Here is a 24,892-nt window from a genome sequence, read left to right as displayed (position 1 = left end):
CCTCCCCGTGCTAGGAGAAGTGACGGGCGAGGACGTCGAGAATGCGCGAACGCTCGGCCTCGTCTACGTGTTTCCAGAGGATCTCGAAGAGGTAGCCGAGCCCCGGGAGGATCATTTCTTCGCGGCTTTGGATGGCATCTTCGATCGTCTCTCGGAGTTCCTCGTGCGTCGCACCGCTCAGCTTCGCTTCGAGGGCTTGGCGGAGGTTGATCGTTCCCGAAATCGGCGCCATCGGTTTCGGCCGGACCGTCCGGAGTTTGGGCGATCGCGGCCACACCTCCCTTTCTGCGGATTTTCCGCTCCTTAGGATGGGAGGGAGCGGCCCGGACATACCGGCAAAGGCCCAGTACGGGCGGACGACTTTTTTCCACCCCGGCGCGGGCGGAAAAACGGAGGGTACGAGAGGGTGTACAGGGTCACGAAGATCACCTCTGCGGGAAATCCGCGGGTTCGGGCGTGGCGCAAACTTCTCACGCGTTCCGGACGCCGCCGTACGGGGGAAGTATTCCTCGAAGGGAGGCGCCTCGTCCTCGATGCCTGGGCTGCGGGGGCGGTGACCTCCCTTCTTTTGGAAGAAGGTGTGTATGCGGACGTTCGTTCTGGAGCCGATCCTGAGCTCGCCAACGTCCTCGCCACCGCCACGGAACGGCGGATTCCCGTATTCGTGCTTGCACCGGAGGTCGCCCGCCGCCTCGCGGCGACCGTAACGCCTCAGGGGATTTTTGCCACGGCGCGCACGTTTTCTCCTCCGGAAGAGCTGTCCGCGCTCACCTCCCGTCCTTCTCTGAGCCTCGTGGCCCTCGCGGGCGTGCAGGATCCGGGGAACGTGGGGACCGTTTTGCGCACGGCGGAAGCGGCGGGGGTCGACGGCGTCCTCGTCTTGCGGGGGTCCGCCGATCCCTACGGGGACAAGGTCCTTCGGGCGGGCATGGGAGCCCACTTCCGCCTTCCCTTGTGGGAGGGAACGGAAGAGACGCTCGCCTCCCTTCGCCGCTCTGGGGTTCTCCTTTTAGGGGCCGATCCACGGGGAGACACGGTCGTGTGGGACGTGGCGTGGCCGCCGCGCTTTGCCTTGGTCTTGGGAAGCGAGGGGGGCGGGATTCCCCGGGAGGTCGAAGCGCTCTTGGACGTCCGCGTGCGGATTCCCATCTACGGGCGCGCCGAATCTCTCAACGTGGCCGTCGCCGCCGCCGTCCTCCTGTACGCCTGGCGACAGGCGCGCGAATGTGCAGAGCGGAGGGAGTAGCCCGAGAAACGCGTCGGTAAGTTGGTACAACGACCGGAGGGATGGGCATGTCGACTCCCCCAAAGCCGCGAATGGGTTCGGGCGCGGTACCCCGATGCGGCCCTTGCCGCCACCCTTTTTGGCGTTTTCTTCCGCTCACCCTCGGTGCGTTCTTCGTCGCCTTCGGCTTTTCCCGGTTCTTTCTGCCGCACCACATCGTCGACGCGGGGGTCAACGGGTTGGCGATGCTCCTCGCCTACCGTCTGCACCTCTTTTTGCCCGCTTTGATCTTTTTCTTCAACGCTCCCTTTCTTTACCTCGGGTTCCGGGAGTTCGGAGGCCGTTTCGTGCTCGGGGCGGGGTACGCGCTTCTCGCGCTGGCATTTTTTCTCGGCGCCTTGGCGCCGCCGTTTCCGCTCACCGGAAGTCCGATCCTCGCCAGCATCTTCGGGGGCCTTTTCGTCGGGTTAGGCATCGGGCTCATCCTTCGCGGCCAGGCTTCCGTGGACGGAATGGACCTTTTGGCGCTCGTCCTTTCCGAGCGGACGGACTTTTCCGTGGGGGAAATCGCCCTCGCTTTAAACGCCGTCGTCTTTGCCTTGGCGGCCTTCCTCCTTTCGCCGGAAAGCGGCATGTATTCCGCCCTCGCGTACTACGTCGCCTTCCGCACGGTGGACGTCGTCCTTCAGGGTCTGGATGAATCGCGTTCCGTACTCATCGTGACGACCGCCGGCGGGGAAATCGCCGAGGCGGTCGGGCGCGAGCTCGGCCGTACGGTGACCCGTTTTGCGGTGACCTGCGTCGGAGAACGGGAAGAACCGCGTACCGCCCTGTACATCGTCCTCACGCGCCTCGAGATCGCGCGTCTTAAGTCCTTGGTCCTCGATTACGATCCCGATGCCATCGTGGTCGTAGAGAGCGTGCACGACGTCGTGGGCGCACACACGCTCAAGCGACCGGTGCGCGAGGAAGGAGAGTGAGGGTCCGCGGGACCGCACCCGAAGGGCGGAAGCGCAGATACGGCGGAGTTTGGTATAATGCGCTCAGACTTGTTTGGCGCCGGTGCCGTGCGACAGGTGAGGAGGTTTCCCGATGGACCTTGCGAGGTTCGACCCTTCGGAATTTGAGCGGATCGCTTCGGAAGCGCGTGCGCGCATCGCCTCGGCCGCTGACGAGGCTGCCCTCGAGGGGTTGCGCGTCGAATACCTCGGAAAGCGGGGCGTCCTTTCGCTCGCCCGCGAGCGTCTGCGGCAACTTCCGCCGGAAGAGCGTCCCGCCGCAGGTCGGGCGCTCAACGCCGCATGGGAAGAAGTAGAGCGTGCGTACGAGGAGCGCCGGGCCGCGCTTCGGGCGGAAGAGACGCGGCGACGCCTGGAAGCGGAACGACTCGACCTTTCCCTCCCGGGGGAGCCGTACCCCCTCGGGGCGTCACACCCGATTTTGCGCGTGATCGAGGAGGTCGAGGAGATCTTTCTCCACCTCGGCTACTCCGTCGTCGAGGGACCGGAGGTGGAGTGGGACCTCTACAACTTCGAACGCCTGAACATCCCCCCCGACCATCCGGCGCGGGACATGCAGGACAGCTTCTACCTGGCGGAGGACGTCCTCCTTCGCACGCACACCTCGCCCGTGCAAGTTCGCACGCTTCTCGCCCGCGGAGGCGGACTGCCGGTACGCATCGTCGCTCCGGGTACCGTGTACCGTCGCGACGAAGACGACGCCACCCACTCCCACATGTTCACGCAGGTGGAGGGTCTCGTCGTAGACGAAGGGGTGAGTCTGGCCGACCTCAAGGGCACGCTTCTCGCCTTTGCCCGCGCCTTCTTTGGCGAAGGGACGCGGATCCGCCTGCGGCCGAGCTTCTTCCCGTTTACGGAGCCGAGCGTCGAAGTGGACGTCTCCTGCCACAAGTGCGGCGGCGCTGGATGCAACGTCTGCAAGTTCACGGGGTGGATCGAGGTCTTGGGCGCGGGGATGGTGCATCCGGAGGTCCTCCGTGGGGCGGGGTACGATCCGGAACGCGTGTCCGGCTTTGCCTTTGGCCTCGGTGTCGAACGCCTGGCGATGATCAAGTACGGCGTGGAGGACGTCCGTTCTTTCTACACGGGAGACGTGCGCTTCCTGCGTCCGTTCCGCGTACATGCGTGAAGTCGCGACATTCCGACGGAGGGTGGGCAGAGGATGCGCGTTTCGCTTTCCTGGCTTTCGGACTACGTGGACGTCTGGGACATCGATCCGGACGAGCTCGCCCGACGCTTGACCATGGCGGGACTCGAGGTAGATGCCGTAGAGGCGCGCAACCGCGGGGTCGAAGGGGTGATCACCGCCCGGGTGGTGGACGTTTCCCCGCATCCCAACGCCGACCGCCTCGTCGTCGCCCGCGTCGAGGCGGGAGGGAACACATACACGGTCGTAAGCGGGGCGCCAAACGTCCGTGTGGGGGACGTCGTCCTCTTTGCTCCGCCCGGGGCCAAGCTGCCTGGCCTTACGCTCGAAGCTCGGGAGTTTCGCGGCGTCCTCTCCCAAGGGATGCTCGTCTCCTACCGCGAGCTCGGCCTCGACGACGACCTTCTCCCTCGGGAGCTCCGGGAAGGAATCTACGTATTTCCCCCCGGTACGGGCGTCGGGATGGACGGCGTTCAAGCCCTGGCCCTCGACGACACCGTGCTCGTCCTCGACCTCACACCCAACCGTGCCGACGCCCTGAGCATGCTCGGCGTGGCGTACGAGGTTGCGGCGCTTGCGGACCGCGAGGTCTACGAGCCCAAGGTTCCCTTCTTTTCCGAGGAACCGCATGCAGACGTCCGCGTGCGCGTCGAGGCTCCCGCCGACGCGCCCGTGTACTTCGGGCGTCTCATCGAAGGGGTGCGCATCGGACCGTCGCCCCAATGGCTCGTAAACCGCCTCCTCGCGGCGGGGATCCGCCCGCTGAACAACGTCGTGGACGTGACGAACTACGTGATGCTGGAGTTCGGTCAGCCGCTCCACGCCTTCGACGCCGACGCGATCACAAGCGGCGAGGTTTGCGTCCGTCCGGCGCGGGAAGGGGAACGAATCGTCACCTTGGACGGGAGGGAACGCGTCCTCCGAGAGGGCATGCTCCTCATCACGGACGGTGGCCGCCCCGTGGGGATTGCCGGGGTGATGGGCGGGGCGAACTCGGAGATCACGGAGGGGACCACGCGCGTCTTTCTCGAGTCCGCCTACTTTCGCCCCGCACAAATTCGCCGCACGGCTCAGGCGCTCGGCCTTCGCTCCGAGGCCTCGCGGCGCTTCGAACGCGGAGTCGATCCCGGGCGCGTCCGCGCCGCCCTCGATCGCGCCGCAGGGCTCATCGTCCAGATCGCCGGCGGGCGCGTCGTCGGAGGCATCGCCGGCGGTGTATTTTCCGAGGCAGACCTGCCCAAACCGGCGCGTATCGAGCTTTCGGAAAAGAAGCTCTACACCCTGCTTGGAACGCGCCTTCCGCGCGAGCAGGTGGAGGGCATCTTCCGTCGCCTCGGCTTTCCCGCCGTCTCCACCTCAGAAGGTTGGACGGTGGAAGTCCCCACGCGCCGCCTCGACGTACGCATCCCCGAAGATCTCGTCGAGGAAGTCGCGCGCCTCGTCGGCTACGAGGAGATCCCTGCGGCGTCACCGGGCGGCGTCGTGGACGGACGGGGGAGGGACTTTGCGCAGGAACTCCGACGCCGCCTCCGGCACGCCCTCGTCCGCTGGGGATTTTTCGAGCTCTACGCCTACCGCCTCCTGTCCGAGGCAGAGCTCGGGCGTTTCCCCGCCCTTCTTCCTGCCGGACAGGGGGACGAATGGGTGACGGTCGGGCCTGCGGACGCGTTGCGGGTGCTCCACCCCATGAGCGACGCCCACGTGTATTTGCGCCCGAGCCTTCTTCCCTCGCTTCTCGCCGCCGCCCGGTACAACGCCAGTCGCGGAGAGCGCGACCTACGCCTCTTCGAGGTAGGGCCCGTCTTTTTCCCGCGTGGGGAGGGAGGGGACCCGTTTGATCACGTTCCGCGCCCCCACCACACCCCCGCACGCGAAGTTCTACACCTCGGGGTTCTCCTTGCAGGAGAAAAAGACCCCCTTCACTGGCGCGGCTTACGCCGAAGCGTCGACGTCTACGACGCGAAGGGGGTTTTCGAGGGGCTCCTCGCTCTCTTTGGGATTCGGGCCGCATGGGACGTAGTCCCTCGGGTTCTTCCAGGCCTACATCCGGGAAGGACGGCAGAACTTCGCGTGGGCGGAGAACCCGTGGGCCTCGTGGCGGAGGTTCACCCGGAAGTTGCCGAGGAGTACGGTCTCTATCGGCCGGCAGTTCTCGAGGTAGACCTCGAACGCCTCTTCTCGTTTGCCGCGCCCGAAGTTCAGGCGGAAGAAGTACCCCGTTTCCCCGGCGTACGCCGCGACCTGAGCTTTTTCGTCTCGGAAGAGGTTTCCGCGGCGGCCCTCCTTCGCGCCGCCCGTTCGGCCGCCGGGAAAGAACTCGAAGACGTCGTGCTCTTCGACGTCTACCGTGGGGAAGGGGTGCCGCAGGGGAAGCGTTCGCTCGCCCTCGCCTTCTTCTTCCGCAGATCGGATCGCACGCTCACGGACGAAGAGGTCGACGTGCGGATGGAGGCGATTCGCCGCGCCTTGGAAGCCGAGTTTCCCGTGGAGTGGCGAACGGCCTAAGGGAGGCGGGCCGCCCGTGCGCGCCGCATCGCCTACCGCACGAGGAGATTGGGGGAGATAGGCGGTGAAGCGGACCACGACGGCCCGGGTAAAGATCTTCGGCGAGACGTACCACCTCAAAGGGGATGCGACGGAGCAGCACCTCCACCGCCTGGCGGAAATGGTCGATCAGCGGATGCGGGAGATTGCCGCGCGAAGTCCCCACCTCGACGTTCCGCGGGTTGCGGTGCTGGCCGCCCTTTCCTTTGCCGACGAAGTGCTCCGTCTGCGGCGCGAGCTCGACGAGGTGTACGAGCTTCTCGAGGAGGAAACCGAGGGAAAATCTACGGAAAGCCCCCCTCCCGAAGGAGGGGGGACGTAGCCTACGGAGGCCGGTCGCCCGGCATGCCTTCGCCCTCGTTTCGGGAGGGTTCGGCCGCCGCAGGTCGCCCCCCTTCGGTTGCCGGGTAGGGATACGGGTTCAGGTGGACGAGGACTTCGCGAATGCGGGGGTCGTCGGCGATGAGGGCTTCCTTTACCGCCCGCCCCAGTGCGTGCCCTTGGGCGACCGTGAGGTTTTCGTCCACGGCGATGCGCAGGTCGACAAGGACGTAGTGGCCGTGCGTACGCGCCCGCAGGCGGTCGATGTTCCGTACTTCGGGGAAGCTCCGGACGATCCGGGCGTACCTCTCGAGGGTTTCCGGGGGAAGCGTTCGCTCCATGAGGATGTCGCCGGTTTCCCGGAGGAGATCGTAGGCCATGCGGAGGATGAGCGCGGCCACGACGACGCTCCCTACCGCGTCGGCGTGGCGAAACCAGGCAAAGGGGGTGGCGCACGCGAGGTACGAGCCGAGGATGCCCAGGGCGGCCGCCAGGGAGCCCCAGATGTCCGACCGATGGTCCAGGGCTACCGCCTGCAGGGCGTAACTCGAAAGGCGCTCGGCCTCGCGAATCGTCGCGCGGTAGAGGACGCCCTTGAGGCCGAGGGAGAAGAGCGCGGCCGCGAGGGTTTCCCACGAGGGGATCGGGGGTTCGGGGTTTCCGAAGGACGCGATTCCCTGTACCGCGAGGAGGAGCGCAAGAACGCCGAGAAAGGCGGCGACGCCCGCGGCAGCGAGCACTTCGGCCTTTCCGTGTCCGTACGGATGGTCCTCGTCCGGCGGTTTTTCCGCAACGCGCGCGCTCAGCGCCCCCACGCCGCCGACGAGGAGGTCTGCCACGTTGTGTATTCCGTCGGCAAAGAGCGCGCGGCTCTGCCCCGCCCACCCGAGGCCGAGCTTGAGCAGCGCGAGGAAGGCGTTTCCCAGGGCGCTCAGAATCCCGAGGCGCGCTTCAATTCGGGCTCGCGTCCGATCGTCTTCCATCCGCCTTCTGCGCCGTACGGATTCGCGGGAACCCCGGCGCGTCGGTCACCTCCGAAGGGGTATGTACTTTGAGTCTAGCAAGTTCCCAATTTATCGTCAAAAATTTTTGTATTTCAATTTTTCCTCGTGTCTCCAACATTTCCTCCCGCGGGCAAAGGACTTTCCCCTGGCCAACGCGGAGTAGGGGGACGGGAAGGGGGGGACGGCGGTGCCGGACGGGGTGTGGGGGGTGCACGTTCCCGTAGGAGTCGTCTTCGTCCTTGTCGTGGTTGCGTTCGGTTTGGGCTGGTGGGCGGCGCGGCGTTTTTCCCGCGGAGGTGGGGCTTCCGAAGACCGCGTGTTTGGCACTCTCGACCGGCTCGCGCGTTCCCTCGAGTCGGAGCAGCGGACGTTCGTCCAGCAGATGGGCCTCTTGAGCGAACGGCTCATGGACCTCGTCGCGGGGAGCGAGGGCCGGCTCGAACGCCTCGAGGCGCGCGTCGCCGAAGAACTTCACCGAATTCGCGACGAAAACGAACGCACCCTGGAATCGCTCCGCCGCACGGTCGACGAGAAGCTCGAGACGACGCTCGAAGCGCGCCTCGGCGCCTCATTTCGCCTCGTGAGCGAACGGTTAGAAGAAGTCCACCGCGGTCTGGGGGAGATGCGCGCCCTTGCGGAGGGCGTGGGGGACCTTCGGCGGATACTCGCCAACGTGAAGCGCCGGGGCGTACTCGGGGAGGTCCAATTGGAGAACATCCTCTCCGACATCCTCCTTCCCGAGCAGTACGCCCGCGACGTGCGTGTAAATCCGAACTCGGAAGAGCGCGTGGACTTCGCCGTCCGCCTGCCCGGTCGGACGGCAGGGGAAGGGATGTGGCTGCCGATCGACGCGAAGTTCCCCCTTGCCGACGTGGAGGCGTACCTCGCGGCGGAGGAGGCGGGGGACCCCGAGGCCGTGCGCCGGGCGCGACGTCGTTTCGTCGAACGCCTCCGCCTGGAGGCCCAAAAGGTTCGGGAAAAGTACGTCGTTCCTCCGCACACTACGGATTTCGCCCTCCTCTTTTTGCCCTTTGAAAGCCTGTACGCGGAGGCGTTGCGTGAGCCGGGGCTATTTGAGACGCTTCAGCGGGAGTGGCGGGTCGTGCTTGTGGGGCCGACGACGCTCGCGGCGATCCTCCACAGCCTCTCCCTCGGCCTTCGCACAGTGGCCATTGAGCGGCGCGCGGGCGAGGTTTGGGAGCTCCTCCGGCGCGTTCAGGCGGATTTTTCCCGCCTCGCCGACCTCCTCTCGCGTACACGCCGCAAGCTCGACGAGGCATTGCGCGCGGTAGACGCCGCCGAACTCGAGCGCGAGCGCCTCTCCCGCCGTCTGCGCGGCGTCTTCGACTTGCCGGAGGAGGAGTCGGACCGCGCCTCCGGGGAACGCCCGCCGGCCGACGCCGATGCGGGACGCGGAGCCGACACTTCCTTTCTTGCCTCTGAAGCCGAGGAAAGGTACACTTAGGGTACTCCGTCTTTCGGCACGCATCTGCCGGAAGCGGGGACGTTCCTTCGGGGCAGGGTGAAATTCCCGACCGGCGGTGATGCGCCGAGGTCTTGGCCCTTTGCGGCGACCGGACTTCGGCCAGAGCCCGCGAGCCTGCCGGCAGGAATGCCGGCGGGCAGGATCCGGTGAAATTCCGGAGCCGACGGTGAAAGTCCGGATGGGAGAAGGAACGGACGGCGGTTTTCCTCGTGGCCCGAGTTCGCTGCTTCCGGGTCGGGCGTGCGCCCGGGTTCTTTGCCGCGGCCGTTGTCGCGGTGAGGACTCGGGGGCTTTCTAGGGTGCGCGCCCGGGGTTTGCCGGTGCGTCTTCGGGCCGAAGGCCGTGCGTTCTTCATTTCTCCTGCACCCAACCCGCCACGGAGGGACGTGGCGGGTTTTTTCGTGCGTAGGGAAGCCCCTTTTCCGACCGACGAAGGAGGTGGCTTTGTGGCCGATGCGAAAGGCCTCGGTGCGTCCGCTTACTTCGGCGTAGGCGCCCCGGGCTATCCGACGTTTCCGGGGCTCGCCCCCCTCCTTCCGCTCCCAGCGGCGGCAGGGGCGGTGGGGACGGACGGCTGCGACGACCCCGATGTTTCGCCCCTCGACCGCCACTTCATGGGCTTTGCCATCTCCCTGGCCGCTGCCGTGGAGGGCCAGACGGCTCCGAACCCCAACGTCGGCTGCGTTCTCGTGCGTGACGGGCGTATCGTTGGCATCGGGGCGCATCTCCGCACGGGCGAACCGCACGCGGAAGTGCACGCCCTCCGCATGGCCGGCGAGGCGGCGCGCGGCGCCACGTGTTACGTCACCCTCGAACCTTGCAGCCACTGGGGACGTACGCCGCCCTGCGCGGTGGCGCTGCGGGATGCCGGGGTTCGGCGCGTGGTCGTCGCCCTGCGCGACCCCAATCCTCTCGTCGCGGGCGAAGGACTGCGCATTCTCCGCGAGGCGGGGGTGGAGGTCCAGGAAGGGGTATGCGCGCAAGCGGCGCGCCGCGTCCACGCCGCGTACCTCACGCGCGTAGAGCGGGGCCGGCCTTGGGTGACGGTCAAGGTGGCCATGACCTTGGACGGGAAGATCGCCACGCGAACGGGCGAGAGCCGCACGATCACGGGTGGGGAAGCGCTTCGGGCGGTCCACTACCTCCGCCTGCGCCACGACGCCGTCCTCGTGGGGGCAAACACCGTACGCCGCGACAACCCCCGCCTCACCGTGCGTCTGGGGGGCGAAGGCCAGGAAATCGGCAAGCTGCGCGTCGTTCTCTCGCGCTCCCTCGACCTCCCCGCCGATGCCGACCTCTTTCGCGACGGGCTCGCTCCCGCGCTTGTCGCCACGGGAACGGAGGGAGACCGGGAAGCCGAACGACGACTCGGGGATTTGAGGGTGGAAGTCGTCCGCCTACCGGCCGAGGACGCCGAGGGCGAGGTCGACATCCCCGCTCTCCTCGCCCTCCTTGCCGAACGCGGGGTAAACGCCCTCCTCGTGGAGGGAGGCGGAGAAACGATCGCCCGGTTCGTCTCCCGCCGCCTCGTGGATCGTTTCGTCGTCTTCGTCGCCCCGCGCCTTTTGGGCGGGCGGGAGGCCCCGGGGTGGCTGGCGGGGGAAGGGGTGGCCGCACTCGCCGAAGGGCTTCCCCTCGAGTGGGAGGGAACCGCGCGGTTTGGCGCGGACTTCGTCTTCGTGGGCCGCCCCACGTCCCAAGACGGGTGACGTTCGACCGTTTCGGTTGGAAGGAAAGAGGAGATCGACATCCGGGGGGAGCGGCCGATGTTTACGGGGCTTGTGGAAGGTACCGCGCGCATTCGGAGCCTGGAGCGCTGGATCGTCGAACAGGGGGAGGCCGTACGCCTCGTACTCACGGAGCTTCCGTGGACCGAACTCCCCGCTGTGGGAGACAGCGTCGCCGTAGACGGCGTCTGTCTGACGGTGGAATCCCGAGAGGCGGACTCGCTCGTCTTTCACCTCATGCCGGAAACGGTCCACAGGACCACCTTCGCCCACGCGTTTCCCGGCATGCGGGTGAACGTAGAACGGGCGCTTCGCGTCGGGGATCCTTTGGGAGGCCACATCGTCACCGGGCACGTCGACGCGGTCGCCCGCATTGCGGAGGTGGAAGAGGCGGCGGACGGCTCGCGCCTCGTGAGGTTCGTCCTGCCCGCGGACTACGCCCCTTACCTCGCCCCCAAGGGTTCGGTAGCTGTAGATGGCGTGAGCCTCACGGTGGTCGACGTGGGGTCGCCCGACGGTCGGGAGGTTTCCTTTTCCGTCGGCCTCATTCCCCATACCCTCGCCGTCACGACCTTGGGGACGAAGGGGCCTGGCTCCACCGTAAACGTCGAGGTGGACGTCCTCGCCCGCTACGTCGTCGAAGCCGTGCGGCGGTTTCTGTCGTCCGCGGGAACGTAGCCCTGAGAGAGCGCCGCTTCGATCCTTTCGAACGCCCGATTTCGAGGAGGTGTCCGCGCGTGTGGGAAGCGCAGCTGCGGGTTGAGGCGGCCGTTCGCGCCCTTCGCCAGGGGCTTCCCGCGATCGTCCTCGACGACCGCGATCGCGAAAACGAAGGGGACTTCGTCCTTCTCGCTGAGCACGCCACCCCCGATGTCGTCCACTTCATGCTGCGCGAAGGGCGCGGGCTCCTTTGCGCCCCCTTGGACGCTGAACGCGCCCGCGAACTCGCCCTGGCGCCCATGGTGGCGGAATCCCAGGACCCTAAGGAGACCGCCTTTACCGTCTCCGTCGATCACGTCTCCGTGAAGACGGGGATTTCCGCGCGCGAGCGGGCGCTCACCTTGCGTGCCCTTGCCGATCCATCCGCCCGCCCGGAGGATTTCCGCCGCCCGGGCCACGTCTTCCCCCTCGTGGCACGCCCCGGGGGCGTACGCGAACGCCGCGGCCATACGGAGGCGGCAATCGAGCTCGCCCGCCTCGCGGGCGCACGCCCGGCGGCGGCGATCATCGAGATCTTGGACGAAACCGGGGAGCCCGCGTCGCTTTCGTACCTCGAGCGTCTGGCGGCGCGGGAAAACCTCCCCCTCCTCACCGTCGAAGACATCGCCAGGGTCGTGGCGGCGTGGGACGGTGCAGAAGGTGGTGCGGTCGGGCATTTGTCCGCCTCGCCTTCTCTGGCAAGAACGGGCGGCACGGCTCCTTACATCCGCCTTCCTCGCCTCGAACGGAGCGACGTCGTGCACCTCCCGAGCGAGTACGGCGCCTTCCGCGCGGTCGCCTACCGGGAACCGGGGGCTGCCCTTTCGGCGGCGGGAAACTGCACCGCCCGTGAGCACCTCGCCCTGTGGAAGGGGGACATTTCTTCCGACCGGCCGATCCTCGTGCGCGTTCACTCGGAGTGCCTCACGGGCGACGTCTTCGGCTCCTACCGCTGCGACTGCGGTCCCCAACTCGAGGCTGCCCTCGCGCGCATCGAGGCGGAGGGCGGGGTTCTCGTCTACCTCCGGCAGGAAGGGCGGGGGATCGGCCTCTACGAAAAGCTTCGGGCCTACGCCCTGCAGGAACGCGGCTTTGACACGGTGGACGCCAACCTCGTCCTTGGACATCCGGTCGACGCCCGCGACTACGACGTAGCCGCCGCGATCCTCTTCGACCTCGGCGTTCGGCGCGTGCGCCTCCTCACGAACAACCCGGACAAGGTGGAAGCCCTGAGGCAGTACGGCGTCGAGGTCGTGGAGCGCGTACCCTTGGAAATCCCCCCGCGAGAGGAGAACCGCCGCTACCTCGAGGCAAAGAAGCACCGCCTTGGACACCTGCTTTCCCATCTGTGAGCGCCCGCGGACTTCCTCTGGAGGGCCGCATCGGGTCTCGCGTCCTTTGTCCGGCTCGGATTTGGAGGGAAGGAGGGGGTTTACGTGCTCGACCGCGACGACACACACCCGTCCCTTTCGGAAGCGGTGCTCGAAGGCCGGCTCCGGGGAGAGGGACTCACCTTTGCCCTTGTTGCCTCGCGCTTCAACGAGTTCTTCGTCCGCCCCCTCGTCCACGGGGCGCGATCCGTCCTCGTCCGTCACGGAGTTCGCCCCGAGGACATCGCCGAGATTTGGGTTCCGGGTTCGTTCGAACTCCCCTTGGCGGCCAAACGCGCGGCGGAAAGCGGTGCCTTTTCCGGGATCGTCGCCCTCGGCGTCGTCATGCGCGGTGAAACGGCCCACTTCGACTACGTCGCAGGCGAGGCATCTTCCGGTCTCGCCCGCGTCGCGTGGGAAACCGGGGTTCCCGTGGGCTTCGCCCTCCTCACCCTAGACGACGCCGAACAAGCCGTGCATCGGGCAGGGGGAAAGGCGGGAAACAAGGGTGCCGAGGCCGCCCTGGCCGCGTTGGAAATGGCCAACCTCCTTAGAGACCTTCCCGACTTTGCCCGGAAGTTTCGCCGCTGAGCCCGAATTGCGGCGTATGGTAGGATAGAAGCCGGGTTTGACGGTCGGGACCGGGGCGGGGGCGCTCTACGTGCTGCCGCGGCGGGGTGAACCTTTCGTCCCGCGGAAGAACGCTCCGGACCGCGACGGGGCTTGCGAAAGGTTTTGGGGAGGGGGGCATCCGTTGAGCACCGCGAGTTCGACTGACCTTCTCGTAGGTTCCCACGTCTCGTTTTCCAAGAAAGGACTCTTGAACGCCGCCCAGGAAGCCCATTCCTACGGGGCGACTGCGTTTATGATCTACACGGGCGCTCCACAGAACACGGTGCGCAAGCCCATGGCGGAGCAGTTCGTCGAGGAAGGTTGGGCGTACATGCGCGAAGCGGGGCTTCGGTACTTCCTCGTCCACGCCCCCTACATCGTGAACTTGGCGACGCCCAAGGAAGAGGGATTCTCCTTTACCGTGCGCTTTCTCCAGGAGGAGATCGTGCGCACGCACGAAGCGCGCACGGACCTCATCGTCGTCCATCCGGGTGCCGCCGTCGGCCAAACGGAGGACGAGGCCCTCAAGCGGATTGCCGCCGGCCTGCGCGAAGTCCTGCGCGCGCCCCATCCCGTACGCGTCGCCCTCGAGACCATGTCGGGGCAGGGAAGCGAGGTGGGGAGAACCTTCGAACAGCTTCGCTTCCTTCTCGACGAGGTAGGCGATCCCCGGCTCGTCATTTGCCTGGACACTTGCCACGTATTTGCCGCGGGCTATGACATCCTCCACGACCTCGACGGCGTACTCGAGACCTTCGACCGCGTCCTCGGCCTCGAGCGCCTCGCCTGCGTGCACGTAAACGACAGCAAGTTCCCCTTCGGGTCGCGGCGCGACCGCCACGCCGTTTTAGGGACGGGATACCTGGGGTTTGCGGTGCCGTACCGCGTCGTCCACCACCCGGCCCTCGCGGGCCGTCCCTTCATTCTGGAGACGCCGTGGGTGGGTACGAAGGGCAAGGAGCGGCCGATGTACGAAGCGGAAATCGCCCTCCTCGCCGGTTGGGCGCGCCGCCGCTTCCAGGAGGAGTTCGTCCACGACGTGGAGGCGCTCCGCGCCTTCTTTGCCGAACAGGGCATCGGATCGTTGCGCGCCTTCGTCCTCGAAGGGTGGGAGGCCGTTCGCGCGAAGAAGGCCAAGCTCGAGCCCTTTGACGACCTCTACGGACGGGTGAGGGAGGCCGGAATGTTTCCCTCCCTCGACGAGGAACACGTGCGCCACCGAATCGTAGGCGCCCTCGCCGTGGACGAACTGGGCGAAGAAATCCTCGCCGGGTAAGCCTGTCCCCCGGTCCCCCGGGGCCGGATTCGGCCGCATTTTGGCGGTTTTGGGAGGTGGGCGCTTTGGCGAATCCGCAGGAGACCTCGTCCCCGCTTCGCAGCCTCGTCGCCCGCGCCTTTCGCGGTCCCGCTCTCGCCCTCGTCCTTCTCGCGGGTGCGGCCGTGTTCCTTTCCTTCTTCGAACCCGGATTGTGGCTTCACCCGTACGTCCGCGGTTCCTTCCGCGTGCTTACGATCGTCTTCGTCTTTTGGGGACTTTACGCCTTTGCGGGACTGGTTCCCCTGTGGGAGCGTATCCTACACCTCGGAATTACGGAGGAAGAAAAGGCCCACCGCGCTCTCCTCGTTCCCATCCTTTCCTGGACCACGCGCCTTTTCCTCGCCTTCGTGGGTACAGGGATGGTGCTTCAGGAATTCGGCTACCGGATCGATACGCTGGTCGCCGGGCTCGGCCTTGGAGGTCTGGCGGTCTCCCTAGCGGCGCGCGACACGCTCGCCAACTACTTCGGCGGGATCGTCCTCATCGGCGAGCGCACCTTTGCCGTGGGCGATTGGATCGAGTTCGGAGACGTAGCGGGAACGGTAGAGACCATGAACTTCCGGAGCACGAAGATCCGGGCCCAGGACGACACGCTCGTCACCGTACCGAACGCCGTCCTCGCCCAGGCAAACATCAAGAACTGGGGGCGCGTACGCCACCGTATGGTGCGCTACACCCTCTCCCTTCCTACCACGCTCGCCGCCTCCGACGTGCGCGCCTTTCTTGCCGAGCTCGAAGACCTCCTCCGGCGCGATCCGAACGTCCTGGACGAGGGTCGGATCCTCGGTGTGGAGTCGCTCGACGGGGGACGCATTGCCGTCCACGTGCGCTTTTACGTGCGCACGGCGGACTTTTCGCAGTGGTTTGCCTACCGAAGCGAGCACTTCCTCATTCTCGGAGAACTCTTGCGGAAGTTCGGCGTTTCCGCCCAACCGCCGCTTCAGGAGGTCCTTCTCACGGAAGGGGGACAAAACCCGTCGCCCGGAGGGGCGTCCTCCCCCCGCGAAGCTTAAGTTCTCCCAACCCTTTCCAAGGGCGGTGAGGCATCGGTGGTACACGACGTTCGCTCCCAACGCCGATCCGAGCGGGCGGCTGCCTCGGGTATCGCTTACGCGGTGGCCGCCTTTGCCTCGTGGGGCGTTCTTCCCTTGTACTGGAAACAACTCGAAGGCTACCCCGCCCTCGTCCTTCTCGCCTACCGCTTCGCCGCCTCCGCCCTCTTCATGGCCGCGTACCTTTCCGCAGTGCATAGGTGGGACTTTGTCCGGAGTTCCTTTCGGAACCCGCGCATGGCGGGCGGTCTCTTCCTCGCGAGCCTCCTCATTGCCGTGAACTGGGGCGTCTACATCTGGGCGGTCGAGAAGGGCCACGTCTTGGATGCGAGCCTCGGGTACTACATCAATCCGCTCGTAAGCGTAGCCCTTGCGACCCTCTTTCTCGGGGAGACGCTCACGCGTCCGCAGGTCTACGGCATCGCCCTCGCGGCGGCCGGGGTGCTCCTCATGGCCGTCGAAGCCCATGTGGCGCCGTGGGTGTCCTTGCTTTTGGCGTTTTCCTTTGGCTTTTACGGCCTCCTCAAGAAGGTCCTGCAGGCGGACGCCCGTGCATCGATCTTCCTCGAAACCATCTATCTCACGCCCATCGTCCTCGCCTACCTCTTCTGGGTCGGCCCCTCGGCCGCACCCGAAACGGTTGCGGACGTCTTTTGGTTGGCGGGGGCGGGAGTGGTGACCGCCCTCCCGCTTCTCTGGTTTTCGGAAGCCGCCCGGCGGATTCCCCTCACGTGGATCGGGTTTATCCAGTACCTCGCCCCGACGCTCAAGTTTTTCTTGGGCGTGTTCGTCTTTCACGAACCCCTGGGGCCCGGACGCCTCGTCGGCTTTGTCCTCGTCTGGGCAGCCGTAGCCGTGTTCGCCCTGGGAAGCCGGGTTTCGGAGGCCGCCGAAGAATAGCTGAGTAGCGTCCAGCGAACGACGCGCATCCCGCGGCGGGCGGTTTTTTTCGAGAAAGCGGCGAGGAGTAGTATAATGGGCGTCGGCACCGCCTTCCCGCCCTCCTCAGGGGTAGGGTGGGAGAAAAGGGGTCGGGCGATGACGCGGATTCTCCAGACCTCCTTTTGGATCATGGTGATCACGCTCGTAAGCAAGTTCCTGGGGTTCTTCCGGGAGACGGCCATCGCGAAGTACTTCGGGGCGACGTCCGAAGCCGACGCCTTCTTCGTCGCCTTTTCCATCCCCGGCGTGCTTCTGTCGACGGTCGTCGCCGCTGTTGGGACCACGTTCATTCCGGTATACGAGCGCCTGGACGGAGACAAACGCGACCGCTACCTCGCCAACCTAACGAATATCGTCGGGCTCTTTTCCCTTTTCCTTTTCGTCGTGAGCTACCTCTTCGCCGGCCCCCTCGTGCGGCTGTTTGCCCCGGGTTTTCCCGAAGATACCTTTGCCCTCGCCGTACGGCTCGAGCGGATCTTCCTCCTCACCGTGCTCTTTTTGGGGTACACCGCCCTCTTTTCCGCCTACCTTCAGGTGAAGGGGAAATTCCTCTTTCCCGCGGCCGTGGGGATCCCGTTCAACCTGATCCTCGTGGGAACGTTGTTTGCCGTGGGGAGCCGTCTGGGCATCGTGGGGTTTACGTGGATCGCCGTCGTGGCGACCTTTTCCCAGTTCCTCCTCCTCGTCTTTCCTCTGTTTCGTGTGGGGTATCCGTATCGCCCCGTTCTCGACTTTCGCGAGGAGGGTTTTCGCCAGACGCTCGTCCTCTTTTCTCCCGTCGTCATCGGTACCGCCGCCTCTCAAGTGGCCGTGATGGTGGACCGGATGCTCGCCTCGGGTCTTCCGGCCGGGAGCGTTTCCGCGCTCAACTACGCAAACAAGCTCATGCAGTTTACATACGGCGTGTTGGCCACATCTCTTTTTGTCGTCCTCTTTCCCCACTTTACCCGTATTGCCGCGCGAGAGGGAACGGCCGAGCTCTCCCGTACCTTGCGGCGAACGTTGGAAGGCCTTGTCCTCTTTCTCCTCCCCGTCACGGCCGGGAGCGTCGTCCTCGCCCTCCCCGTGGTCCAGGTGCTCTTTGAGCGGGGCGTGTTTACGCGCGAGGCGACGACGATCACCGCCCCTCTCTTCGCGCTCTTCTCCTTGGGCCTCTTCGGCCTTTCGCTCCGCGACCTGTGGATGCGGGCGTTTTACGCCTTGCAGGATACGCGCACGCCTATGTGGAACAGCGTCCTCGCCGTGGCCTTGAACATCGCCCTAAACCTCCTCCTCGTAGGGCCTTTGGGCGCCCAAGGGTTGGCCTTGTCGACGTCCGTGAGCTTTACCGTGGCCGCGTTCCTCCTGCACCGCGACCTTCAGAGGCAGATCGGCTCGCTTTGGGACGAAGATCTCCGCGCTGCCTTGTTCAGGGCCCTCCTGGCGACCGGAGGGCTCACGCTCGCCCTACTCCCCGTTCCGTACGTATTTCCCTACGACTCGCGGTTTTTTACCCGGCTCCTTCTTCTCTTCGCCATCATCACCTTGGGCGCGGCCCTGTACGCATTCCTCCTGTACGTCCTCGGCGACCCAACTGTGCGGCGGGTCGTCGAACACGGGCGGAGGAGGATCCTCGCCCTGCGCGGAAAGTCTCCCCGCGAGATGTGGGAGAGCGGGAAGCGCCTCTTCCTCGAACGCCTACGGAGCTAGGGGCACGGACCCGAGCGCGAGAACGTCCGCGGACGTCGTCGTCTCGCGATTTGGAGGGAACGCGAAATGGACCGCAAAGAGTTGCTCCTCGCCCTTTTACGCAGGGCCCAAGGCCCTGTAAAGGGGAGCGAGCTCGCCCGGGCGCTCGGCGTGAGTCGGCAGACGCTCGTGCAGGACATCGCGTTTTTGCGCAAAGACGGGTACCGCATCCTCTCGACGACGCGGGGGTACCTCCTCGAAGAGGCACCCCCAAAGGAACATGAAGTCATTGGAATCTCCCACCCCCCCGAGCGCCTCAGGCGGGAGCTCGAGATCCTTGTCGCGCACCACGTGGAGGTGGCGGATGTGATCATCGAGCACCCGGTGTACGGGACGCTTCGGGCGGAACTCGGGATCCGCACGCCTAAAGACGTCGAAACCTTCATGGAGAAGTGGCGGGCGAGCCATCTCCCCCTCCTCAGCGAGATCACCGGAGGCCACCACTACCACACGCTCGTGGCGGAAGAACCGGAATACATCGAGAAGGCGATTCGCGCCCTGGAAGACGAAGGGTTTCCCGTAGAACGAACGTAGGGCGGTTCAGCCTCCGTAGTAGAACCCCGTTTCGCGCAAGGTGAGCGTCTCTACGCCTTCCCGGTGAACCCCGGCGTCGACCACCTCTCCGACGTAGAGGACGTGGTCGCCGACGTCCAGGCGCTCCACGACGCGGCACTCGATGTAGCTAACGGCATCTTCAAAGATCGGGCATCCCGTAACCCCAAGTCGGAAGGGATACCCCCCGAGCTTTCCTTCCTCTTCGTGCACGGGGCCGAAGAACGTCTGGGCGAATTCCTTAGCGCCCGTCGGGAGGAAGTTTACGCTGAAGACGCCGGAAGCGGCGATTTCTCCTTCTGCGCGCGACCCCTTCTTTGCGGCGAGGGCCACCCGCGGGGGCTCAAAGGACACCTGGGTGAGCCAGTTGGCGGCAAAGGCATTTGGCCCTTGTTCGCCCGTCGTCCCTACGACGTACAATCCGTAGACGATGCCCCGGAGGGCCGTCTTTCGCGCCTTCGGATCCACGAAAATCCCTCCCCGTTCATCTGCGTAGACGCGCTCTTGCGCCCGCCCGCGGTTTTCGCGCGCGGCGCGCTTTGTTTTGCCACGCATTTTGATTGTACCCCGCAGGGTATCCGTTGCGCACGGGACGAAGTACGGCGCGGCGTTTGTGGATTCTTTGGCGGCGTCTGCGGTAAGATGAAATCCAAGGCGTCGGTTCCGCATTTCGGAGGGTGAGGGGGTGGCGGGGTGGACAACCTCGAGATCGCCTGGGTTCTCTCGCGCATCGCCGACTACTACGAAATTCTCGGAGAAAGCGCATTCCGCGTGAACGCCTACCGCCGCGCGGCAGAAACCGTGGAACGCCTCGACCGACCGGTCGCGGAGGTGCTCGAGGATCTCCCCGGCGTGGGGAAGAGCATCCGCGCGGTGATCGAGGAACTTCTGACCACGGGAGAATCGCAGCTCCTTCGCTCGCTCGAGGAACGCGTCCCCGGCGACCTCCTCCGCCTCTTGGACGTTCCCGGCATCGGACCGCGGACGATCTACCGCTTGTACACCGAACTCGGACTCACTACCGTGGAGGAAGTGCGGGCCGCCGCCGAGGCAAAGAAGATCCGCACGCTCAAGGGATTCGGCGGGAAAGTCGAGGCCCGGATTCTCGAAGGCATTCGCGCTATGGGGAAGCGCCGCGAGCGCGTACCCCTCGCCGAGGTCTATCCTCTGGCGCAGGCGCTCGTCGCCCAGATTCGACGGATCCCCGGGGTGCTCGATGCGGTCGTCGGAGGGAGCATCCGCCGAGTCGAGCCTACGATCGGCGACATCGACATCGCCGTAAAGACGACGACACCCGAAGAGGTCTCCGAGCGCATCGTCCGCCTTCGGGGCGTTCGGGAAATCCTCGCCCGCGGAGAAGATGCCCTCTCCTTTCAGTACGAGCTCCTCTGGCCTATCCGCGTGGACATCCGCTTCTTTGCCCCGGAGATCTTCGGCTCCGGACTCGTATACTTCACGGGAGACAAGGAACACAACATCTACCTTCGGCGGTTGGCCAAAGGTCGGGGATACCACCTGAGCGAGTGGGGATTCGAGCGCGAAGCGGACCCGACCGACCGCATTCTCTGCCCGGAAGAAGAGGACGTCTACCGCGTTTTGGACCTCTTCGCCCCGTCTCCGGAACTCCGCATCGGCGATACGCCCTTCCGTCCGGAAAACCGGGAGCGGATTTCCCACCTCGTGCGCCTCGAAGACATCCGCGGCGATTTGCACATGCATACGGACTACTCCGACGGCGGCGACACCTTGGAAGCCATGGCCCGTGCGGCCCTCGCCCGCGGGTATACGTACATCGCGATCACCGACCATTCCCGGTCGCTCAAGGTAGCCGGGGGCCTCTCCCTCGAGCGTCTGCGCGAGCAAGGAGAGGAAATCCGCCGTTTGGAAGAGCGGCTTTCCGAGGAAGCGGGCCGTCCGTTCGTCATCCTGCGCGGCGCCGAAGTGGACATCCTTCCTGACGGCTCCCTCGACTACGAAGACGAGGTCCTCCGCGAGCTCGACCTCGTGGTCGCCTCGGTGCACACGCACTTTCAGCAGTCGCGCGAGGAAATCACCGCGCGGATCGTGCGCGCCGCCCGCCACCCCTTCGTCGACATCATCGGTCACCCTACGGGCCGCGTGTACGGGCGCCGAGACGCCTACGCCCTCGACGTCGAAGCCCTCATCGCGGCAGCACAGGAAAGCGGTGTGACCTTGGAACTCAACTCCCACCCCTACCGCCTCGACCTCGGACCGCCCCACCTCGCCCTCGCGCAGGAGCACGGCGTCCGCATCGCCATCAATACGGACGCCCACAACGTCGAAGGTCTTGAGGACATGTTCTTCGGCGTAGCCACGGCGCGCAAGGCCTACGTCCTCCGGGATACGGTGATCAACACCTGGGACTTTCCGCGCCTGTGGTCCTACCTTCGGCGCAACCGGGGACCTTCTCCCTACCGCGGCCGACAAGTGTAGGCAGGCGGGTTCGACCCTACGCCAGACGATGTGAGGAGGGAAAACGTGGCGGCAGGGGAACGATCTTCCTCCGACCCCTTTGCCCCCTTTGCGGAATCCTACGACGCGTGGTACTCTACCCCTCTCGGCGCTTACGCCGATCGGGTGGAGAAGGCCCTCCTTCGCCAGGCGTTGGATCCGCTGCCCGGCGAGGAGTTCCTCGAAGTCGGCTCCGGGACCGGCCATCAGGCCCTGTGGCTCGCCGCCCAAGGCGTGCGCGTCGTCGGCGTGGAGCCTTCCGAAGCCATGCGCCGCGTGGCGGAGGACAAACTCGCCCGCGCCTCGGCCGAAATTCGGGAGCGCGTGCGCTTTCTCGCCGGCGTCGGGGAACGCCTCCCGTTTCCGGAGGCGGAGTTTTCCGCCGTCTACGCGGTAACCGCCCTCGAATTCGTCGCCGATCCGAGCGCGGTCGTGCGGGAAATGTGGCGCGTCCTTGTGCCCGGCGGACGTCTCGTCGTGGGGGCAATCGCCGGCGAAGGGGCGTGGGGAGAACTCTACCGGGAAAAGGGCCGCGACCCCGAAAGCGTGTACCACGGCGCCCGCTTTTACACGGAGGAGGAGCTTCGGGCGCTGATCCGCGACCTACCCGGAGCCGGTCGTCCCGCGGTCCTGCGGGGGCTTTACGTTTCGCCTTCCGTCCGCGAACCCGCCGGCCGGGTGTGCCTCGACGAGTTGGAGGCTCAGGCAGAGGGGAGGGAGCGCCCGGGCTTTCTCGTCCTCCGCGTGGAAAAGATGCGGTGAGGAGGTGAGCGCGGTGGAGGTGCGCGAGCTGGAACGCCTCGAATTCGATCGCCTGCGCGCGCGCGTCGCCGAACTGGCGGACACGCCGATGGGACGACGCATCGTCGAAGAACTCCTTCCCACGACGGATGCCGGGGAAGCCGTACGCCGCCTCGCGGAGACCGAAGAGGCGCTCGCTTGCCTCCCTAAAGTCCCCTCCCTTTCCGGCGTAACGGACATTCGTCCGTGGGTGGTGCGGGCGGAGAAGGGGGGCGTCCTCCCCCCCGAGGCGTTTCTCGCCTTGCGCGCGCACCTCCGCGCCGCGGAGCGGCTCCGCCGCGCCCTCACCGAAGTTTCCCGCGAGCGGCCGCTTTCACACCTTTTGGCGTACGCCGAGCGCCTCGCCTCTCTCCCCGCACTCGTCGAGGAGATAGAATGGGTGTTTGACGAGCGCGGAGAGGTCCTCGACCGCGCCTCGGACGACCTTCTCGAGATTCGCCGTCGTCTGCGGGAACTCGACGCCCGCGTGCGGGAGATCCTGCAGGACTACGTGCGGAATCCCGAATTTCGCCAGCACCTCCAAGAACCCGTAATCGCCTTCCGCGCGGGCCGCCCCGTCCTTCCCGTGAAGAGCGGCTCGGCCCCCGTCTTCGGTGGGCGGATCGTCGACGTCTCCCAATCCGGCTACACCCTCTTCGTCGAACCGGAGAGTGTGGTCTCCCTGGGAGACAAAAGGCAAGCGCTCGTCGCCGAAGAGGCGCGGGAGATCGAACGGATCCTCCGCCGGCTGAGTCGTAAGGCGGGCGCACACGCCCGCGAACTCCTCGCCTCCCACGAGGCGCTGGGCGCCCTGGATGCGATCTTTGCGCGGGCGCGTTATGCGGCGGAGCTCCGCGCCACTCGACCTACCTTGCGGCCGCGGGGGCGCATCGCGCTTCGGGGCGCCCGGCATCCCTTTTTGCCCTCCGCGGAGGCCGTAGCCAACGACATCGTGTTTCCCGAGGGGGTACGGGCGCTCCTCCTCACGGGACCGAACACGGGGGGCAAGACCGTCACCCTGAAGACAGTCGGGATCTTTGCGGCGATGGCGCAGTCCGGCCTCTTCGTACCGGCCCGGGAGGCGGAGCTCCCCGTCTTCGACGGGATTTACGCGGACATCGGCGACGAGCAAAGCCTTGAGCAAAACCTGTCTACGTTTTCCGCGCACATGGGGCACCTCGTGGAAATCCTCCGGCGGGCGACGGGGAACAGCCTCGTCCTCTTGGACGAGATCGGGGCGGGGACCGACCCGGCGGAAGGGGCCGCCCTCGCCCAGGCAATCCTCGACGCCCTCCTCGCCCGGGGGACCCACGTTGTCGCCACGACGCACTACGGCGAACTCAAGGCCTATGCCCTTTCCCGCCCGGGAATCGTAAACGCCAGCGTCTCCTTCGACCTCGAGACGCTTCGCCCTACCTACGAACTGCGCATAGGCATCCCTGGCGAAAGCCACGCCCTTACGATTGCCCGGCGTTTGGGGCTGGACGAGGAGATCCTCGCCGCCGCAGAGCGGTACCTCCGGGCCGGGCGAGAGCTCTTGGGGGAGCGCATCGCGGAGCTGGAGCGTGCCCGAGCCGACCACGAACGCGCGCGGGAAGAGGCGGAAGCCCTGCGCGCCCGATACGCGGCGGAACTCGAGGCGTTGCGGCGCGAGCGGGAGGACTTCCGCCGCGAACGCGAGCGGATTCTCGCCGAGGCGAGGGCGCAGGCGGAAGAGTACTTGCGCCGGGCGCGCAACGAGGCCCGCGCGATCCTTCGGGAGCTGCGCGAACTCCGCGACGAACTTTCCCGCCACGCTTCCTTTGCGCAGGGTGCGCGGGAAGGCGGGGGTTCCAAAGCGCGGGCGGGAGAACTCTTGCGTGCGGCCGAGGCGGCTTACCGCCGCCTCGCCCTGCGGGAGGAGGCGCTTCCGCCGGAATTCTCCGAGGGGCAAACGGGGGACGATGCGGGAAGCGAAAGAACCCGTGCGGCCGAACGGGGGAACGGGGAAGAGCGGCCCTTCCGTCCCGGGGACCGCGTCTTCCTTCCTCGCTACAACCTCCAGGCGGAAGTGGTCCGGGTCACCCCGCGGGAACTCGTCGTCCGCGCCGGCTCTCTGCGCATCGGCGTCGCGCCGGAGGAGGTCGTGAGCGTGCCCACAGGAGGCGGCGGCGAACCGTCGCCCGTTTTCGGTCGGAAGGGGCGTCCCCCCCGCGAAGGACAAGGCGACGAGGCGGGCGGGAACGTTCTTCGGGCGGACGCCGCGGTTCCTCCCGAGCTCGACCTTCGGGGAATGACCGTGGAAGAGGCGTTGGACGCTTTGGAACACTACCTCGACCGCGCCCTTCTCGCCGGATATGCGCGCGTGCGCGTGATCCACGGACTCGGAACGGGGGCCCTTCGCCGGGCCGTGCGGGAACGCCTACGGGAGCTCGCGTACGTCCGGGCCTTTCGCGCCGGCGGGGAGGGAGAGGGCGGCGAAGGCGCGACGGTCGTCGAACTCGGCCCGTAAGGTCTCTCCGAACGGGGGAACGGGAGATTCTTTGCCTTCCTGTCGTCGCAGGACCTGAGGTCTTGGTCAGGCTTCCCTTGCCCCGCAGCGGAAGGGGAGCTGCTTTACACCGAAGCGCGTACCAAGGGGGAAGGAACCGTGGAGATTTCCGCACAACTCCAGCTCTACCCGCTCGCCGAAGAAGACTATGGGGCGGTGATCTGGCAGGCGATCGATCTTTTGCATTCCTACGAAGGTCAGGGGCTGCGCGTCGAGGTGGGGCCCATGAGCACGCTCATCGCGGGGGATGCGGATCTCGTTTGGCGCGCCGTGCGCGAACTTTTTTCCTTTGCGGCGGATGGCCGACGGATCGTGCTCGTGACGACGATGAGCAACGTATGTCCCAAACGTGTCTGACCGGCAC

Annotated in this window: 22 protein-coding genes and 1 riboswitch; of the genes, 19 read left to right on the top strand and 3 right to left on the bottom strand. The window is 66.3% G+C overall.

Features of this window, described 5'->3' with window-relative positions; all coding sequences use genetic code 11:
* Positions 1 to 10 precede the first annotated feature (10 nt).
* Positions 11 to 277 (bottom strand): small acid-soluble spore protein SspI, encoded by a 267-nt coding sequence (gene sspI, locus C7438_RS05525; RefSeq protein WP_434963944.1) that lies wholly within the window; start codon positions 275 to 277, stop codon positions 11 to 13.
* A gap of 129 nt (positions 278 to 406) precedes the next feature.
* On the opposite strand from sspI, the gene C7438_RS05520 reads away from it, so the two are divergent.
* The 5 genes from C7438_RS05520 to C7438_RS05500 all read left to right on the top strand — a co-directional run bounded on the left by C7438_RS05520 (position 407) and on the right by C7438_RS05500 (position 6,257).
* Positions 407 to 1,246 carry a TrmH family RNA methyltransferase gene (locus tag C7438_RS05520; protein ID WP_121444369.1) on the top strand — a complete coding sequence of 280 codons (840 nt, stop codon included), beginning with the start codon at positions 407 to 409 and terminating at the stop codon, positions 1,244 to 1,246.
* 47 nt (positions 1,247 to 1,293) lie between these two features.
* Complete coding sequence (locus tag C7438_RS05515) at positions 1,294 to 2,205, top strand: YitT family protein (RefSeq protein ID WP_170143589.1); 912 nt, start codon at positions 1,294 to 1,296, stop codon at positions 2,203 to 2,205.
* Between the two features lie 112 nt (positions 2,206 to 2,317).
* On the top strand, positions 2,318 to 3,373 hold the full coding sequence (pheS, locus tag C7438_RS05510) for a phenylalanine--tRNA ligase subunit alpha (RefSeq protein ID WP_121444367.1): 1,056 nt from the start codon (positions 2,318 to 2,320) through the stop codon (positions 3,371 to 3,373).
* A gap of 33 nt (positions 3,374 to 3,406) precedes the next feature.
* Positions 3,407 to 5,896 (top strand): phenylalanine--tRNA ligase subunit beta, encoded by a 2,490-nt coding sequence (pheT, locus tag C7438_RS05505; protein WP_121444366.1) that lies wholly within the window; start codon positions 3,407 to 3,409, stop codon positions 5,894 to 5,896.
* A gap of 64 nt (positions 5,897 to 5,960) precedes the next feature.
* Entirely contained in the window at positions 5,961 to 6,257 is a 297-nt protein-coding gene (locus C7438_RS05500) for a cell division protein ZapA (RefSeq protein WP_121444365.1), read from the top strand.
* A gap of 1 nt (position 6,258) precedes the next feature.
* Here the strand turns inward: C7438_RS05500 and C7438_RS05495 are convergent, their stop codons facing one another.
* A complete protein-coding gene (locus C7438_RS05495; protein WP_121444364.1) occupies positions 6,259 to 7,239 on the bottom strand; it encodes a cation diffusion facilitator family transporter in 981 nt (326 codons plus the stop codon).
* A 208-nt stretch (positions 7,240 to 7,447) separates the two neighbouring features.
* On the opposite strand from C7438_RS05495, the gene C7438_RS05490 reads away from it, so the two are divergent.
* From C7438_RS05490 to C7438_RS05445, 10 genes are all read left to right on the top strand, one after another.
* Positions 7,448 to 8,725 (top strand): DNA recombination protein RmuC, encoded by a 1,278-nt coding sequence (locus tag C7438_RS05490; RefSeq protein WP_121444363.1) that lies wholly within the window; start codon positions 7,448 to 7,450, stop codon positions 8,723 to 8,725.
* Between the two features lie 39 nt (positions 8,726 to 8,764).
* Positions 8,765 to 8,940: riboswitch (FMN riboswitch) on the top strand.
* Between the two features lie 252 nt (positions 8,941 to 9,192).
* On the top strand, positions 9,193 to 10,455 hold the full coding sequence (gene ribD, locus C7438_RS05485; RefSeq protein ID WP_211322094.1) for a bifunctional diaminohydroxyphosphoribosylaminopyrimidine deaminase/5-amino-6-(5-phosphoribosylamino)uracil reductase RibD: 1,263 nt from the start codon (positions 9,193 to 9,195) through the stop codon (positions 10,453 to 10,455).
* Positions 10,456 to 10,512: 57 nt separating this feature from the next.
* The gene (locus C7438_RS05480) at positions 10,513 to 11,151 is read left to right on the top strand and encodes a riboflavin synthase (RefSeq protein ID WP_121444362.1); all 639 of its coding nucleotides are present in this window, start codon (positions 10,513 to 10,515) and stop codon (positions 11,149 to 11,151) included.
* A gap of 59 nt (positions 11,152 to 11,210) precedes the next feature.
* Positions 11,211 to 12,524, top strand: coding sequence for a GTP cyclohydrolase II (gene ribA, locus C7438_RS09480; protein WP_252393328.1), 1,314 nt, complete (start codon positions 11,211 to 11,213; stop codon positions 12,522 to 12,524).
* 84 nt (positions 12,525 to 12,608) lie between these two features.
* Entirely contained in the window at positions 12,609 to 13,133 is a 525-nt protein-coding gene (gene ribH / locus C7438_RS05470; protein ID WP_245956521.1) for a 6,7-dimethyl-8-ribityllumazine synthase, read from the top strand.
* A gap of 163 nt (positions 13,134 to 13,296) precedes the next feature.
* Entirely contained in the window at positions 13,297 to 14,430 is a 1,134-nt protein-coding gene (locus C7438_RS05465) for a deoxyribonuclease IV (protein ID WP_121444521.1), read from the top strand.
* Positions 14,431 to 14,495: 65 nt separating this feature from the next.
* A complete protein-coding gene (locus C7438_RS05460) occupies positions 14,496 to 15,485 on the top strand; it encodes a mechanosensitive ion channel family protein (RefSeq protein ID WP_121444361.1) in 990 nt (329 codons plus the stop codon).
* Positions 15,486 to 15,521: 36 nt separating this feature from the next.
* On the top strand, positions 15,522 to 16,424 hold the full coding sequence (gene rarD / locus C7438_RS05455) for an EamA family transporter RarD (protein WP_121444360.1): 903 nt from the start codon (positions 15,522 to 15,524) through the stop codon (positions 16,422 to 16,424).
* A gap of 138 nt (positions 16,425 to 16,562) precedes the next feature.
* Positions 16,563 to 18,155 carry a murein biosynthesis integral membrane protein MurJ gene (gene murJ / locus C7438_RS05450; protein WP_170143588.1) on the top strand — a complete coding sequence of 531 codons (1,593 nt, stop codon included), beginning with the start codon at positions 16,563 to 16,565 and terminating at the stop codon, positions 18,153 to 18,155.
* 66 nt (positions 18,156 to 18,221) lie between these two features.
* Positions 18,222 to 18,728 (top strand): transcription repressor NadR, encoded by a 507-nt coding sequence (locus C7438_RS05445; RefSeq protein ID WP_121444358.1) that lies wholly within the window; start codon positions 18,222 to 18,224, stop codon positions 18,726 to 18,728.
* Positions 18,729 to 18,734: 6 nt separating this feature from the next.
* Here the strand turns inward: C7438_RS05445 and C7438_RS05440 are convergent, their stop codons facing one another.
* The gene (locus tag C7438_RS05440) at positions 18,735 to 19,214 is read right to left on the bottom strand and encodes a flavin reductase family protein (RefSeq protein ID WP_121444520.1); all 480 of its coding nucleotides are present in this window, start codon (positions 19,212 to 19,214) and stop codon (positions 18,735 to 18,737) included.
* A gap of 225 nt (positions 19,215 to 19,439) precedes the next feature.
* Between C7438_RS05440 and polX the strand changes: the two genes are divergently transcribed.
* The 4 genes from polX to C7438_RS05420 all read left to right on the top strand — a co-directional run bounded on the left by polX (position 19,440) and on the right by C7438_RS05420 (position 24,885).
* Entirely contained in the window at positions 19,440 to 21,200 is a 1,761-nt protein-coding gene (gene polX, locus C7438_RS05435; RefSeq protein WP_121444357.1) for a DNA polymerase/3'-5' exonuclease PolX, read from the top strand.
* A gap of 45 nt (positions 21,201 to 21,245) precedes the next feature.
* Complete coding sequence (locus C7438_RS05430) at positions 21,246 to 21,980, top strand: class I SAM-dependent methyltransferase (protein ID WP_170143587.1); 735 nt, start codon at positions 21,246 to 21,248, stop codon at positions 21,978 to 21,980.
* A gap of 13 nt (positions 21,981 to 21,993) precedes the next feature.
* Positions 21,994 to 24,489, top strand: coding sequence for an endonuclease MutS2 (locus C7438_RS05425; protein ID WP_121444355.1), 2,496 nt, complete (start codon positions 21,994 to 21,996; stop codon positions 24,487 to 24,489).
* A 138-nt stretch (positions 24,490 to 24,627) separates the two neighbouring features.
* Positions 24,628 to 24,885 carry a YkoF family thiamine/hydroxymethylpyrimidine-binding protein gene (locus tag C7438_RS05420; RefSeq protein WP_170143586.1) on the top strand — a complete coding sequence of 86 codons (258 nt, stop codon included), beginning with the start codon at positions 24,628 to 24,630 and terminating at the stop codon, positions 24,883 to 24,885.
* Positions 24,886 to 24,892: the final 7 nt, after the last annotated feature.

This window comes from Brockia lithotrophica, assembly GCF_003633725.1.
GTDB classification, from domain to species: Bacteria; Bacillota; Bacilli; order Thermicanales; family DSM-22653; genus Brockia; species Brockia lithotrophica.
This window is presented reverse-complemented; position numbering and strand designations above follow the sequence as displayed.

Excerpts from the sequence above, each read along its gene's own strand:
- murJ (WP_170143588.1), top strand. The coding sequence starts at position 16,563 with ATGACGCGGATTCTCCAGACCTCCTTTTGGATCATGGTGATCACGCTC.
- C7438_RS05445 (WP_121444358.1), top strand. The coding sequence starts at position 18,222 with ATGGACCGCAAAGAGTTGCTCCTCGCCCTTTTACGCAGGGCCCAAGGC.
- C7438_RS05515 (WP_170143589.1), top strand. The coding sequence starts at position 1,294 with ATGTCGACTCCCCCAAAGCCGCGAATGGGTTCGGGCGCGGTACCCCGA.
- C7438_RS05495 (WP_121444364.1), bottom strand. The coding sequence starts at position 7,239 with ATGGAAGACGATCGGACGCGAGCCCGAATTGAAGCGCGCCTCGGGATT.
- pheT (WP_121444366.1), top strand. The coding sequence starts at position 3,407 with ATGCGCGTTTCGCTTTCCTGGCTTTCGGACTACGTGGACGTCTGGGAC.
- pheS (WP_121444367.1), top strand. The coding sequence starts at position 2,318 with ATGGACCTTGCGAGGTTCGACCCTTCGGAATTTGAGCGGATCGCTTCG.
- C7438_RS05480 (WP_121444362.1), top strand. The coding sequence starts at position 10,513 with ATGTTTACGGGGCTTGTGGAAGGTACCGCGCGCATTCGGAGCCTGGAG.